Source organism: Sphingobacterium sp., assembly GCF_039596235.1.
Classification (GTDB): Bacteria; Bacteroidota; Bacteroidia; order Sphingobacteriales; family Sphingobacteriaceae; genus Sphingobacterium.
Genome location: NZ_JBCNKE010000007.1, coordinates 195969 through 211098 on the forward strand (window position 1 = coordinate 195969; position 15130 = coordinate 211098).

Annotated in this window: 9 protein-coding genes; all 9 read right to left on the minus strand. The window is 44.8% G+C overall.

Annotated features, from left to right (window positions below; genetic code table 11):
• Positions 1-95 precede the first annotated feature (95 nt).
• The 9 genes from ABDW32_RS15555 to ABDW32_RS15595 all read right to left on the minus strand — a co-directional run bounded on the left by ABDW32_RS15555 (position 96) and on the right by ABDW32_RS15595 (position 15129).
• Positions 96-1712: a RagB/SusD family nutrient uptake outer membrane protein gene (locus tag ABDW32_RS15555; RefSeq protein ID WP_343563963.1), complete on the minus strand. Its 1617-nt coding sequence runs from the start codon at positions 1710-1712 to the stop codon at positions 96-98.
• A gap of 9 nt (positions 1713-1721) precedes the next feature.
• On the minus strand, positions 1722-4835 hold the full coding sequence (locus ABDW32_RS15560) for a TonB-dependent receptor (RefSeq protein ID WP_343563965.1): 3114 nt from the start codon (positions 4833-4835) through the stop codon (positions 1722-1724).
• Between the two features lie 168 nt (positions 4836-5003).
• Positions 5004-5282 carry a hypothetical protein gene (locus ABDW32_RS15565; protein ID WP_343563967.1) on the minus strand — a complete coding sequence of 93 codons (279 nt, stop codon included), beginning with the start codon at positions 5280-5282 and terminating at the stop codon, positions 5004-5006.
• Between the two features lie 72 nt (positions 5283-5354).
• Positions 5355-8630 (minus strand): carboxypeptidase regulatory-like domain-containing protein, encoded by a 3276-nt coding sequence (locus ABDW32_RS15570; protein WP_343563969.1) that lies wholly within the window; start codon positions 8628-8630, stop codon positions 5355-5357.
• A 47-nt stretch (positions 8631-8677) separates the two neighbouring features.
• Positions 8678-9664, minus strand: a complete 987-nt coding sequence (locus tag ABDW32_RS15575; RefSeq protein ID WP_343563971.1) for a fasciclin domain-containing protein — start codon at positions 9662-9664, stop codon at positions 8678-8680.
• A 32-nt stretch (positions 9665-9696) separates the two neighbouring features.
• Entirely contained in the window at positions 9697-10980 is a 1284-nt protein-coding gene (locus tag ABDW32_RS15580; RefSeq protein WP_343563973.1) for a fasciclin domain-containing protein, read from the minus strand.
• Positions 10977-12065 carry a fasciclin domain-containing protein gene (locus ABDW32_RS15585; RefSeq protein WP_343563975.1) on the minus strand — a complete coding sequence of 363 codons (1089 nt, stop codon included), beginning with the start codon at positions 12063-12065 and terminating at the stop codon, positions 10977-10979. Before ABDW32_RS15585 ends, ABDW32_RS15580 begins: the two co-directional genes overlap by 4 nt.
• A gap of 23 nt (positions 12066-12088) precedes the next feature.
• Positions 12089-13330, minus strand: a complete 1242-nt coding sequence (locus ABDW32_RS15590; RefSeq protein ID WP_343563977.1) for a hypothetical protein — start codon at positions 13328-13330, stop codon at positions 12089-12091.
• 8 nt (positions 13331-13338) lie between these two features.
• The gene (locus tag ABDW32_RS15595; protein ID WP_343563979.1) at positions 13339-15129 is read right to left on the minus strand and encodes a hypothetical protein; all 1791 of its coding nucleotides are present in this window, start codon (positions 15127-15129) and stop codon (positions 13339-13341) included.
• Position 15130: the final 1 nt, after the last annotated feature.

Consider the following 15130-nt stretch of genomic DNA (forward strand, 5'->3'; position numbering starts at 1 on the left):
GCTATTTCAAAAAAAACGGTTAAGCTGTAAATGCTTAACCGTTTTTAACGAGCGTTGTTATAATGCGCTATGTCTGCATTGTGCTTATTGCGCGATTAGTAACCAGGATTTTGTTTCAGGGTTCCTTTGCTGTTGTCGATAACAGCTTGTGGAATTGGCCATAATTCATTTTTTCCGGCTTTGAATGTTCTGTTCTCGGAGAAAAAGCGGTCAGTCAAAGACGTGTAGGTTACTTTTCCTGTTTTGGGATCGACCGTTCCTTTTGACAAAGCACCATTTACCGGACCGTTCATCACATCTTTGGCAATCCCCCACCGGATGATGTCAAAACGACGGCGTCCTTCACCAGCTAGTTCCACACGCAGTTCGCGGCGTACCAGTTCGCGTAATTTACTTTGTGTAGCATAAACAGCTTTATCCACTTTTGGCATTTTTGCACGCTGGCGTACCTGATCGATATTTTCATATACGCTATTATCAACCTTGCCCAGCTCAATTTTTGCTTCAGTATTTAATAACAAGATCTCCGCATAACGCATCACAATAATATTGGTTCCTACATTCCATATATTCGTGTAACTGCTCGGGTCTTGGATGTACTTTTTATAATTGTACGCTGTACTGGAAGCATTATCAGCAGCAGAAGGGTAATCTTTTGAATCTGGATTTAGTGGATCAAAATACTTTCCTTTATATAATGCTCCCGGATAAACGATCGTTGCTGCTAGACGTGGGTCCCTATTTTCATAAGGATTTGCCGGATTATAATTTGTCGACTCTCCGATTGTTTTCCCATCAGCCGTTTCGTAAGCATCAACTAAACTTTGGGTAGGCACAATTGATCCCCAGCCTCCCATAGAATTTGGTATCATGATGCCCAACATCGTATATGGCTGATCATTCGCTAGATATTCGATGTTCATCATTACTTCACTATTATTTTCATTTGCCTCTTCAAATAAAGTCGCATAGTCCTTAAAAAGCTTATAAGTTCCTGAAGAAATAATTTCCTGTGTCGTATTAATAACGTCCTGATGTCTCTTTTGGAAGGCATAACAGCGCGCCAATAAACCCAAGGCAGCCCCCTTGGACATTCTAGTTCCCCCAGTTACAAAGCTTAAATCAGCAGCAGCTTCCTTTAGTTCTTTTTCAACAAAATCCAACACCTCTTTTTGAGTATTTGCCGGAACATAAGCATCCTCTTTCGCCAATGTTTTAGTAATAATTGGCACTCCGCCAAATAAGGTTGCCATATCAAAGTATCGATAAGCGCGAATCACACGAACCTCAGCAATCAATTTCTTTCTTTTCTCCGTCGCCATAGGAGCTTTGTCAATATTCTCTAGTATATAGTTCGCCCGACGAATATGTTCATAAGTATACCTTGCTTCCGCATTTCCAGAATTTGTTGGCGTTGCTGTACCATTTCCTAAGGCCTGGAAACCCTCCCATGGAAAATCGCTGTTGGAGTTATCCGAGATGCAATCCATATAAAAAATCTGTGTTCCATCTTCCCAGGCGGATCCCTCGTTAATCTTTCCATCCGAATTGCTTGTACCACTATACAGACCAGTTACAGCGAAATCTGCTTCCGCTTCTGTTTTCCAAAAATTATCGGCATTAAAAGCATCTAAAGGTTCCTGATCAAGTTTTTGACAGGAAGCCATGAATGCAACTACAGCCAATGCGATTGTTATATTTCTAAGTTTCATGATTTACAATTAAAAGTTTACGTTAAGACCAAAGACATTTGTTTTTACCTGCGGATAGTAATTACCACGCGAATCTGCCGGCGCTTCCGGATCAAATCCTTTTGCAAAGCCCGTAAACGTCAGTAGGTTTTGGCCACTGTAATATAGTTTTGCGCCCTTGATTCCGATTCTATCTGTAAACGTTTTTGGTAGCGTATAGCCAAAAGTGATATTTTTTAAACGTACGTAACTCGCATTTTGAATCCAGAAGTCCGAAGGGGTACCCGATGGGCTGTTTTGTGCCCAGCTGGTCAGTGCACGTGGCATAGATCCGTTTGGATTTGTTTCGGCATTAAAGCGATCCGCATAGATGGTTGTTGGCTTATCTGACCCAGAGATGCCACCGATAGCTTCGCCCCATAGGTAGCCACTCACTTTGGCTGCACCTTGGAAAAATAGGCTTAGATCAAAATTTTTATAACTCATATTTGACGTCAAGCCAAAGATGAATTTTGGATCTGGCGAACCTAAATACACCCGATCATTACCGTCAATTTTCTTATCACCATTTTGATCTTTGTAAATAATATCCCCGGCACCTATTTCCTCATTTACACCCTTTATTCCACTATTTTTATACTCTTCATTTGAACGATAGATTCCAGCAGATTCATAACCATAAAACGAACGGATCGGTCTCCCTTGTTCATAGACATAAAATGTTCCATTCACCTGTGGTTCATCGCTTGCCCATTTTTTAATCTGGTTATTGATGTAGGAACCATTGGCAGCAATACTGTATTTAAAGTCACCAACGCTATTTTGATAATTGATCTGTAATTCAACCCCATTATTTTGTACTTTACCTGCATTTTGGTATGGAGATGGAAGGCCGTATAGTTCTGATACAGGTAGTTTTAGCAATACACCGTCTGTACGACGGTCAAAATATTCAAAGACAAAACCTAAGTTATTCTTTAAGTTCAGATCCAAACCGATATTTGTGCTTGTGGTCGCTTCCCAGCGCAATAACGGATTGGCAGATTGTACGGTTGCCCCACCAGAAACAGGTTTGGTCCCAAACGGATAATTAAATCCAGGAGAAATGGTGAATATGCCTGGATAGAAAGCATCGCCCGTCGGGTATAAATTGTCCGAGGTTGCAGACAACTGCTGATTACCCAATTTACCCCAGCCCCCTCTTAATTTCAATTCTGATATTCCATCAGCTAACGCAGATTCTTTGAAAAAATCTTCCTGTGAAATACGCCATCCTGCCGAAAACGAAGGGAAGGTACTCCAGCGATTATTTCCCAGGAAACGCGAGGTTCCGTCACGTCTTACATTGGCTTCCAGAAGATATTTATCCGCAAAAGCATAATTGATCCGCCCAAAGAAAGAACGCAAAATTAATTTCTTTGCACCGCCATCCACCTTCATGCCGTCTCTGCTTCCTAAATTAAGTTCTGGAAATTCTTGATTCAAAAAACCTTGCGCGTAGGCACTGGAATAGTCAGCCTTGAACGTCTCATCCATAAATCCACCTAAGACATTAAATTGATGATCAGCAATTTTTTTATCATAAGTCAGCAAAGTCTGAAAAGTTAACCGCTCCGATTGGAAATTATAGACTGTTAAGTTATTCATTCCTTGTTTAGGCCCTAGACCACCATTTTGATCCTGGTATTGAATTTCTTTAACAAATTTGGAAGACATATTATCGATGGGTTGAAATCCAATGACTTGTTTAATTTTCAAACCTTCCAAGATTTTAAATTCCCCCGAAAAATTGACCTGCGTATGCTTATAGATCATATTGTCTTTCGATTCCATATCCATCCAGGCGATAGGGTTACCATCACTACCGCGACCGTACACACCATTGCTATATTTGTATGGAATAAAGCTTGGAATCCGATTGACCTGTCTAAAGATCTGCGCCATATCACCTGTATATGGATTTACCGGTTCGGTGATCCGTTGGTAATTATAGGCCAATCCCAGATCAAAGCGCAATCTTTCTGATACTTTAGCACCTACATTAGTCCGTAAGTTATACCGATCAGAGCTCGCTACTTTAATCACACCTTTCTGGCCCAAGTATCCACCGGAAGCCATATATTGTACATCCTCCGTTCCGCCTGTTACCTGCATGTTATGGGACTGTTGAAATCCCGAACCTTTATACAACAAACCTAACCAATCTGTATTGGGATGCCCATCCGGATCGGAGCCATTTTTGAAAAGCTCAAGATCTTGAGCTGAAAAACGAATATCTTTTCCTTCGTTCTTTAGCGCTTCATTTAAGATTACAGCATGATCATAGGAATTCATATATTCCGGCAGACGCGTTGGATCCTGAATACCGGCGTATCCTGTATAATTTAATTGCGGTTTGCCACTACCGCCTTTTTTTGTTGTAATTAAAATCACGCCATTGGCTGCCTTCGAGCCATAGATTGCAGCACTCGGACCATCTTTCAATACGGATACACTTTCAATATCATTTGGATTGATATTATTCATCGAACTTTCGATCCCATCCACAATCACCAAAGGATTGGCGTTGTTGATAGTCCCTAGACCACGAATGCGTATAGTACCATTGTCTTTACCCGGCTGACCGGAATTCTGCGTGATGGTTACACCTGAAAATTTACCTTGAATAGCTGATGATACGTTCGTCACGGGACGATCTTGTAAGTCTTTTGAACTAATTGCTTGTACCGCACCCGTTAGATTCACTTTCTTTTGCTTGGCGAATCCGACCACGACGACCTCTTCCAACGCCGAATTGTCACTTTCCAATTGAATGAAAACCGTATTCCCGCTGACGGTCACTTCTTTGGATTTATAGCCCACACTGCTTACGACCAAAATATCACCGGTTTTTGCCTTGATTGAAAATGCACCTTTCGCATCAGTTGATGTTGATACCGAGCTACCCTTCACCGAAACCGTCGCTCCTACCAATGGCCCTTCCGCTGCCGTGACCTTACCTGCAATCGGATTTTGTTCAACGACAAGCCCGGCATTTATCAATACAGCTGGCCGATCTGCCGCAAATGTCTGTTGCGAAGACGCCACAAGAAGAGCAATAGCAAGTAGGCTTACCTTTTGGCTACTTGTAAATTTTGAAATCATAATTAAATAGTTAGTTATTATTGTGTCAATCAGTTTTTCAGTTTACGATTGACAGGTTTAGTCCCTTAAATTAGAGGGATAATCTTTGGGAACAAAGTATTGGATAAACGAAATCGATTGCGTTATTCACGCAATCGATTGTCTAATACCTATAAAATGGAATTTTTGTCACTTGTCTTTATCAAAATCTTTTCTAAAAGATTTTGATGGTTTCTTCGTCCGCCTTCGATGTGCTTTGGATGCCAAAGGCCGGATACCGGCATACAGATTTTTATAATTCACGATAGACTGTTCAACCTGTCGTATCGTACGGAGTACTTCTCCAAATGCATTTTCCAGTTCCGCTTTGCGTTTGAGCCACTCTTGTGGGTCAGCTTCACTTTCAAGCAGTCTATCTATACACTCCATCAGCAGTTTATGCTGTTTTCTATCTATTCCGGTAGCCAAATTTTCTGTCTATTTAAGCAAGATGGACATCTGGAGCGAGAATTCCCCAGATGCCGCATCCTGTGTCCTGATCTAAAATGAATAGCGCAAGCCGAGCTGTACCTGAGCTCTTGAATTAAAATAATCAATACTATAAGGTGTCCCAGGATTACTGAACACAAAGACCGGCCAGTTGCCCTCGTTCTGCTGTGGCGGAAACAAGCTCGGCGTCAGGCCCACGGAACTTGTCGAATTGAACGTGTTTGGCGAGAAATACTGGATGCCCCATTTCCCGTACAGCAGGTTCGTCAAGTTCATCACATCCGCAGAAATGGTTAGCAGATGTCCCTTTTTGTTGACTGGAAGTTCATGCGCCAGCCGCAGGTCCGCCTGCACATTCCAGGGGGTACGGGCTTGGTTGCGTTCGGTAAAATCACCACGGCGCCCGCTTAAATAAGCATTGGCATCTATAAAAGCATTGAAAGCAGCCGCCTGCTGTGCAGCGGTCTGCCCACCGGCAATATCCTTAAAATATCGAATTGCCTCCGATGCTGTAGGTATATAGACCAGCGATACCTGCTGTGGTAAGCCCTGTATGCTATTGTTTACGATACCATAAGTAAATGGCGAACCGGACTGCGCGGAAAAGAACAGTGTGGCGTTTGTCCGGCCGGCACGATGCCATCGTTTATCATAACCGACACTGCCTACGATCCGATGCCGGATATCAAAATTACTATAAGCCAGGCCCGGATTGTTCGGGATCAGCGACTGATTGAGCTGCCAGTTCGACTCCATCGAATTGCGCACTCCGTTGGACAGGTCTTTGGACATACCATAGGTGTAGCTCATGGTAGCATTGAACACCTTATATTTCTTCGCTATCGTTCCTGTTACACTGTATTTATAGCCCTGGTTCGTATTGCTCAGCAGGTAGATATTCGAAAAACGGCTATCTACGGTCCCGCTGTATACCGGCTGTCGGTGTTCGCGGTCATAACCGTACCAGCGCGGGTTGTCAGCCGTATTGAGCTGCTGAAATAACACATCGCTGATATTTTTGGTATAGATCCCCTCCAGAGTAAACTTCCAGTCGCCCGAGGCCTCATAATCAAGTCCTAAACTTCCACGAAAGACCTGCGGCAGCGTAAAACCATTATCCACCAGATCTACCTGCGTTTTTCCACTGTTCGGATCGTTCACAACAGCGCCGTTCTGGGCAATAAAATCGGCCAGGCCAGTTTCACTTGGGCGGATCGCATCGCTGCCCGGTGCAAAGGGTTTCTGATCTGCCCGCTGGTCGAAAGCACCGTAACTATTGCCCGTATTGTAATAAGCGTAGGCCAGCCAGGCAAAGGGAATTCTACCCGTAAATAGCCCAGCTCCGCCACGCAGCACCAGCTTCCGGTCTTCCGTGATCTCCCAGCGGAAGCCCACACGCGGCGACAATTGTATCCGGTTCATAAAATCATTGTGCAACCGGCTCAGCGGTGTATACTGATAGGTTGTACCAAAATTGGGATCCGGAAGGATATGCTTGACTTTTTCACCAAGCTCAGGCATCTCTGGCAGGCTGGCCAGGTCAGCACGAAGCCCAGGGGTAATTCGCAACCGCTCATGAATGCGGATTTCATCCTGCATGTAGAGGCTGTACATATTTACTCCAAAGTCTGCTGCCGGATGCGCCAAAATATAATCCCGGGTATTGTTGCTATAATTATAGCTTCCCCGCACCCGATATGGTTTGTTGCTAACAAAATCTTCGATGCTGTTGTAGTCAACGCGCCCGTTCCAGCTGTTGACAAAACCATAACGGATTTTGTAAAGTTCATTGTGCGTACCGAACAACAGCTTATGGCGTCCCGTATTCCAGGTCAGGTTGCCCGTAAATTCCCAGGTGCGCTGCTGCATATCGAAGATGCTCGCTTCACGGTCCGTGCCGATGTAGATTGTTGTTCCCGGTGTGCGCCCCTGGATCTGTACCTGCGGCAGTGTCGGATCCGACAGCGGATCACGGCGGTCGTTGACCACTGTATAACCGACCACTATATTTGCGGACAGACTGTTGGAGAATCTGCTTTTCAGTTCGGCCACCGTGCTACTCTGGTTATTGGTCTGTTTGAAAGCCATGCTCGAAAAACGAAAATCCTGCTGGTCGCGATCCATGTGCGTGGCCGAACTGCGGATGGTATTGTTCCGCACCGCCAGCTGATGACGGGCATTGATATTCCAGTCCACACGGTTGAAGAACTTGATCGATTTGCTCCAGTTTGTATACAATCCAGCAGTTCCAGCATCAAACACCTCGCCATAGCGGCCTTTAACTGTAGTGCTTATTTTTTCGGCGTCCGCAGCGCTCAAAATTTGGGCCGTTTCAGCGGTACCGACAAAAAGCTGCGTCGGATCCTGCCGGCGCGCGATCTCTTCGTTACTGAAAAAGAACAGTTTATTTTTAATAATCGGGAAACCGATCCTGAAACCGGACTGGTAATCGTAGAAGTCACTGTTCATCTTGCCCAGTGTCCCTACACGGTCTTTTCCGGTCAGTGCCACATTGCGTCCGAAACCATATACCGAACCTTCGATTTTGTTGGTTCCCGAACGCGTCACCGCATTCACGGAACCACCCGTAAAGTTACCGATCTTGACGTCATAGGGGGCAAGATATACCTGCACATCCTGGATCGCATCAATGGAGATCGGGTTAGTGCGGGTCGAGCTCCCGGCCATGCCCGAGGTACCGGTCTGCCCACCCAGAGAAGGCGAAAAGCCGATTGCATCGTTATTGATTGCGCCATCCACGGTGACGTTATTGTAACGGAAGTTGGTGCCGCCAAAACTATTGTCGCGGCTCCCCTGTGGTGTCAGGCGGGTCACATCCGTGATCGAACGTGATACGGTGGGCATATTGCGGATCTGCTCAGCCGAAATATTTTTACCTGCACCGAAGCTGTCCGCCCGCTGCCCCCTTGCCCGACCGCTGACAATCACCTCTGCCATCCGTTGGTTGGCTACTTCAAGCAGCAGTTCAATTTCCTGTGCTCCGCCCAAACGGACATAAATATCTTCGCGAATATCTGCCTGTAGCCCTACAGCAGTAGCGCTAACGCGATAAGGTCCGCCGATGCGCATATTATTGATCGTAAAACGGCCGTCTTTGTCTGCTGACAGTGTATATTTTGTACCCGAAGGGATATGCAGCGCTTCGATGGAGGCGCCCCCTATTGGCGCTTTCGATCCGTCCAGTACCCGGCCTGTCAGGGCACCCGAGGTCTCCTGGGCTAAAGTCCTTGTTGGCTGTAACTGCAGCATAAACAATGCAATAAGCATTCCTAGCCAACGATATATTGTATGATTGATTGTTCTCATGTAAACATTTTTTATAAATCTGAGTGTATAACACAGAGTCTGTCACCTTATTGTTGGAGCACCTGTCCCATTACATGGATGACCCCATTCCCGGCAAGCACATCCATACGCACCGGTGTCAGTGCCCAAGAATTACCGGTGCCTTGAACTGTTATCCCCGTAAAACTATTAGGTACATTGTATTGCCCCAGCAAATTAATGGTCACAGTCTTTTTATTCAGCATCGTTTCGGTATAACTCGTTGTTCCATCGGGTGTCAGCAGGAAATAATCCTGTGCAAACTTGCGTTCCCTGGCAATATGGTAGTTCAAGAGCTTTTTTAATACAGCAGGATCAGCCTTTTCGATGGCCTCTAGATCGGGATAGCCAAGTTGTTTGATCGCTACATTGTTGAGCGCAAATACCGTATAATTCGCTGTACCCGCCAGTGATTCCAATAAGCCCGAAACCTTTAAAGCCTGATAAAACAAACTGAGATCAGCATCTGCCGCCAGCGCTTGTTTGAGGTTGCTATGCACATTAGGGACCAATAAACGGTCAAGCACCTGCATGACTCCATTGGCGGCTTTGGTATCCGCCTGCAGCAGTCGGCCGCCATTGATCGTTGTCAGTGTATCTTTGCCGCGCTTCACCCGGCTCCAATACACTTTAGTACCCAATACCGTTTGCTCCTCCTGATTCATTTTTAAATCCTTTCCTGTAAATAGTACAACATTTTTGAGGATATGATAATTCCCCTGTTCAGCGAGTTTACCCGCTGGTTCGGCATATACCGCAGCCGGATTCCGATAACCAGCGACCTTGTAAGCATCATCCGATGGAGCCAGCAAGGTATACGAACCATCCTGCATCAATATTTTATTCAGCCCGCTTTTATACAGCGCAGTGGCTAGATAGGTCAGTCCAAAATTGTCCCGTACCAGGTCGTTTAAGGTATTCTTTTCGATCTCCGCATTTGGTTCTATCGCATCCTTGGAACAGTTCACAAGGGATAACATCATTAAAATGAGGTATAGATAGTTGATTGATTTCATGTCTTTTTGTCTAATCGTTTACACGTTGTCTACTATTTTTTCTTATGCCACATGCTAAAATCATCCGGTACGATAATCCGGTCGACAACGTGAACGGGCCCCTGAATGGTATTGATATTTTCCTCGATAATGTTCACAGGCTGTTCTTTGCTTTTTAAATGTCCAACCTGAATATGGTTGCCTGAACGGTAAAATCGATGGTAGATATTCTTAAATTCAGCCAGCTTTTTGTTGTCCAACATTTGCGAAAAAATAGTTGAATTATTCAGAAAACGATCCATTTGCACGTCGACCGTAACCATGGAATAATCTTCATTATACCCTGTCTCCAATCTCGCGCCACCGATATACTGGTACTTGAGCAAGCTATCCACCGGAGTCAATTGGTTCGTTTCATAATACCATGGGGTTTCTATCCGACCATTCAACGCCCTCAGATCAGCCTCGGTATAAATGCCCATCCGGTTGAAAGCAGCATCGGTTGGCGCAAACAGGGTGCAATGGATAACATTTCTAGGCCGCTCAGCACTATAATGAAAAGTCCCTTCGAAATAATAGTTCCAATCAAGCATAAAACGAACTGGCAAACCAAAACCTGGAAACATATTCATCATAAAATCATTGGCATATTCGATATTGTTAAGCTCCATAGCCTTTAAATACAAGGAAAAACGCCCATCCTTTACCAGAAAATCGTACATCTGCTGTCGGGGTGCTTTAAGCACCTGTTCGATAACAAAAACATGTCCCTGTGCAATGGCGAGTTCCGACCCGATTTTTAATTTCTTTCCATCAATAATCAGATTGCCTTGCTCCACACTCAGCTGTTGCCGATAAAAATAAGGTACCGTCCGAACCAATGTACCCGCCCGGGGCTCACCATCCAAAAATTTAGGATGCTTCAATAGGGTAAAAAAAGTCAAATCCCGCCCTATCGTCGCCAGCTGATCGGAACTGATTGCACCGTTGAGTACATGATAACGCAATATGGTCTGCAAGGAGTCTTTTGTCAGCTGCTGTATTTTTGCAGCACTATAACCAGCGGTTTCCATGGCATTATTGCCCGGTACCAAAAAGGTTAGCTTGGCCTGCGCCTGTTCGGTTGCAAGGACCTTATCCATTTCGGCCTTTTGCCACATCGCTTTAAACAAACCCGTATTGTCCGGCAGTCCTTCCAGCAATGAAGGATAGGTTGGAGCCGGAATCTCTTCGCCTACTGCATCAGGCATAAACTCTGTTTTTTTGCAGGCGGAAAATAAGAGCAGGACAGCAAATACTGCAAACGTAATATATTGATTTAAAATACTTTTCATCATTTATTGGTCTTAGTTGATTCCTTAATCAGTGCTTCTTCGGGTAATACCAACAGGCTGTTGATTCCATGAACAACACCATTGTCCGCTTTATAATCCGTTTGATAACCCGGCTGAAAATTGCTGATCCGAAGCGGAGTATTGGCTTCAGGAGCCTGACTGTGAATAATAAAGGGCTCCATTGGCGTATTGGCGGAAATGCCAAAATAATATAATTCATCCCCCACGATGCGCGCACGATAATAAGGGCTGCCGTAATAGCCTGAACCCGGTAACTGCCCATAGATCGCCATATCGGAAAGAAAGAAGTGGTTATACAACAGGTAAACACGCGACAATCGCTTGCCATACTTGCCGGGATCCAAATGAACGATGTCATCGGCTGTTAATCCGGCCTTCTCAAAAGCCTTGTTATCGGGTGCAAAAACAGTTGTATTGACGGGCTCTCCCAGACGCTTCCAATCACCCGTACGTTTGAGCAGTGCAACAAATAAACTGTACTCAGGTTTGGAATTCAAGACATCCTGTACAGTGGGATTATATTTTAGCACTTTGTCGACGACATGCAACACACCATTCGCCAATACAATATTCTGTGTCGCAGAAACAGATTTAGAACCGTTGACATATAAATCCGAAATCAAATTACATTCCGCACACACTTTCTGTGTTTTATAACCGATAAACAGTTCTTTTTCCATCATGTTAACATATTTGTTGTCGATGGTATTTGGTGGTACATCACTGGTATACAACCTTCGGGGCAAAATATGATAAAGCAATAACTGGCGCAGGCTATCTCGCTTCATGCTCGTGAAATCACTGGCACGAACAATCCCAAGATCATTGAAGGCTTTATTCGTGGGCGCGAACAAGGTATATGGCCCCTCCTCTTTGAGCAGATTCAATAAGTCGGCCTGCTTCAATGCAGCATACAACAAAGTCAGATTATAGTTGTTACCAATGAAATCGGCAGCATTGCTGTACTTGTCATTTTCGACATATACGTCCAGATCCTTATTATTACAGGCGCAAAAAAAGAGAAGATTGAAAAATAAGGCGAGTGGAACGAATATATTACATCTCATAGCTAAAATATCAGATCTCATAATTAATAAATAGGTTGCGGATATTTACGTTGTACTGTGGTCAGAAAGGCATGGCCATTGACGATTTCAATACTATTGACTACACCAAAAGTTCGCGGATTAGCTGTTCCCGAATGAACATTGACAGTTAGACCAGGGAAAAAAGTATTTAGGTAATAACTGGGCGAGTACTGTGCATGATCCATCAGCATATAGCCAAAACTACCGTCTTTGACAGCAGGTTCGGTAAGCCCTCCCGGGACCGATGGCGGTTCGAGATAAGATCCTGCGGTACGTGGGTCAATGGCAGGTGCAAAAAACTGGATATACTGCCAGGTATTGGAATACACCTTATTTTTATCCTGCAAGAAGATCGGGAAGCCATAATAGGGGGTCACTTTAGGCAGGTCAATGTTCCGTAGCAGGCGGCCAGCATATTGATAACTGAAATTTGGAATACGCTGTTGCTCTGTCGCCCCAGCAGCATTCACACTTGGCTGAATATGCGTGATAAAAATATTCATCGTATCAAGTAAACCGTAGCGCAAAGACGCTGTTGTTCCCGGTACGGGCAATTTCAATGCAGGCTCGGCCTGTTGAAAACCTTTGGCACTCAGGTTATAAAAATTGACATATGTCAACGTATCCGAAAAAGCCTGTTTATGGAAAGTCTCCTGACGTACGTAGAGTCCGTTTTCCTTTGTCCTAAAATCCTTCTGCAAAATATGTAATGTGTATACTTCACGCGATGAGAGATCAATAGTAGTATCTAGAAATACCTTGCGCTGCTGCTCGTCCGGCAATTTTGCAAAAGGTACATTGCTGATCGGCCGTGCCATAAAAAGAAAACGGCGTTTGCCCGCAGGTACCTGCGCCCAATTTGTCAGATCAAAACCATTCAAGATCGGTGCTGTGGGTACCAGTTCCTTACCTGGATATTCCGGGTTGTATTTAGAGGTACTCAATCCGGCATGTGCGGCATTGGGTGCAGCATAAATATTCCGTTTATCCAAAAAATCACCTATCACCAGTCCACCAATAGGTTTGCCTGAAGCATCAAACGCTGGATCAACGAACATGCAAAAAAAAGGCTGCGCTTCTTCTTTATTATCCAAGGTGAGTGTATAGGTCAAATTATTGAATACCCGGATATAGGCAGGGTCTTCAACGGTTCTATATTCGGTTTTTGTGCAGCTCGCTATGCTAAAAACAAATAATAACGCGATACCTGCAAAAAGGGGACAATTTAAAATCTTGTGTTTCATAAAAATGGTTATTTCGTATGTTTTACTACCATAAATTTCGCTTTGTCAGCTTCCGTGGTGCCTTTTAGATCACCAATGACAGCAATGGAATATACGCCGGGTTCATGCAATGGAACTTTACGTCCTACAGCCGTATACAGCTTGGGGTTTGCAACAAGTTGCGTACTGGACAAAGGCTTGATTTGTTCCAGCCAATCGCCAGGAATGCGTGTCGGTAGCGAGCTGTAAACCATAAACTGATACGGACCACCCGTATCATTGGCGGCGCTATAGAGCAGTGATGTATAAGGTTGCAGGATATTTAAAACTCCGGGAGCCATATTTACACCACTATCCATTGCTCCTGTACCAAAAGGACGTCCTTCAGCATTGGTGAATGTGGCATAAGGCAAAGCTGCACAGAAATTCAGGAAACGGAAATTAAACATATAGCTGGACCGGATCCGGTCTATTGTTGCATTATTTCCTCCACCTTCTTTCCCGGTATAGACCGTTCCCGCCAGGTTATTGGCCGCAACTAAGACCCTCATTTTTTTATCCTGATCCCTATACAGCCAAGCGGTGTAATTTTGTCCGGGCTGTAGTTCAGCATCGACGGTGGCCAAAGCCTGTCCTGAAGTTGTTTCAATAGCAATAGACTGCTGACCAGCGACCACACGGATATAATCCGATGCTTTGCCATAGGCTGCAGCAGCCGTTGTCTGTCCTTTGGCTTTGAGTACCGTCTGCTGTCCGATGATGGTATTGGCAAGTTGTATCTGCGCATAGGTCCGATTGAGCGGCTCGCTGATATCGGCTATAATCTGGAAACCATTTTGCAGTTCACGGATATCGTCCGTACCCGTGGTCCAGGTAAATTCTTTCGGGTGCACGACAATTGTATAGATACCGCCGGGTTGGAAGGTCTGAACCGGTGCATAGGTCTGACCAGAAGACATTCGGCTGATTGCCCCCCCTCCCATTTCCATGGTTGAATTGAAACGGTCAATAGTATTATAATAGGTATGGCCAACAGCCGGGATCTGCCTACCATCAGCTGTCAATAGTTTAAACTGATATGTACCATAAGGCAGTTCCACATAATCTGACCAGGCATCGCTTGCAATCCTTGTTGTGCTGTTGCTGACGGGAGTTCCATCGGCATAAGTTAGTGTAATCGGCCCCGTAATGTCTTCCATGGAGCTGGTAGGCATCAATTTCTTGGTGAAATTAATAATCCGGATTTTAAAATGATCCGGACGCGCCGGAGCTGTCACACTGCGCGGTACCTCCACCAGCCTATCCGGTTTCTGCACCCTACTTTCGTGATTGATCAGCAGGTAATAGTCCTTCGGAGCATGGTAAGAATCGCGGACCGTAAATTCAACATCATGAGAGGCAATCGGCTTATTTGGTATTGGTACAAAGGTGGTCCTAAAACGTACCGTGCCATCAGGCTGGAAAAGATCCTGCGGTACGGCCCAGCTCTGCCCCAAGCGTCCATCTTTGGGAAAATAACGCGTTCCCGGAGGCGTCAGTTCTTCCGGTGGAATATAACCTGAACGCTGTGGTGGTACAAAGAAATTCGTCAGGCTGTCGCCATTTGCAATCAGCTGTGCATTCTCGGATAAATTGACCAAACGTACATTCGAAGCTTTTTCGGCATCGGTGTTAGGTCTATAGTCAAAGGTATAATCTAAATTTTCCCGTTTACAGGAGAAGGCAACAACACTGATCAAAAGCAGTATCATCTGTTGCAGGGATAGCCCGGGTATCACATTCAACTGCAACCCATTCTTTCCTTTTTTTTGCTGTTTCATA

Bases quoted from the DNA above. Each gene is read 5' to 3' on its own strand.
- ABDW32_RS15555 (WP_343563963.1), bottom strand. From the start codon at position 1,712: ATGAAACTTAGAAATATAACAATCGCATTGGCTGTAGTTGCATTCATG.
- ABDW32_RS15560 (WP_343563965.1), bottom strand. From the start codon at position 4,835: ATGATTTCAAAATTTACAAGTAGCCAAAAGGTAAGCCTACTTGCTATT.
- ABDW32_RS15570 (WP_343563969.1), bottom strand. From the start codon at position 8,630: ATGAGAACAATCAATCATACAATATATCGTTGGCTAGGAATGCTTATT.
- ABDW32_RS15575 (WP_343563971.1), bottom strand. From the start codon at position 9,664: ATGAAATCAATCAACTATCTATACCTCATTTTAATGATGTTATCCCTT.
- ABDW32_RS15580 (WP_343563973.1), bottom strand. From the start codon at position 10,980: ATGATGAAAAGTATTTTAAATCAATATATTACGTTTGCAGTATTTGCT.
- ABDW32_RS15585 (WP_343563975.1), bottom strand. From the start codon at position 12,065: ATGAGATGTAATATATTCGTTCCACTCGCCTTATTTTTCAATCTTCTC.
- ABDW32_RS15590 (WP_343563977.1), bottom strand. From the start codon at position 13,330: ATGAAACACAAGATTTTAAATTGTCCCCTTTTTGCAGGTATCGCGTTA.
- ABDW32_RS15595 (WP_343563979.1), bottom strand. From the start codon at position 15,129: ATGAAACAGCAAAAAAAAGGAAAGAATGGGTTGCAGTTGAATGTGATA.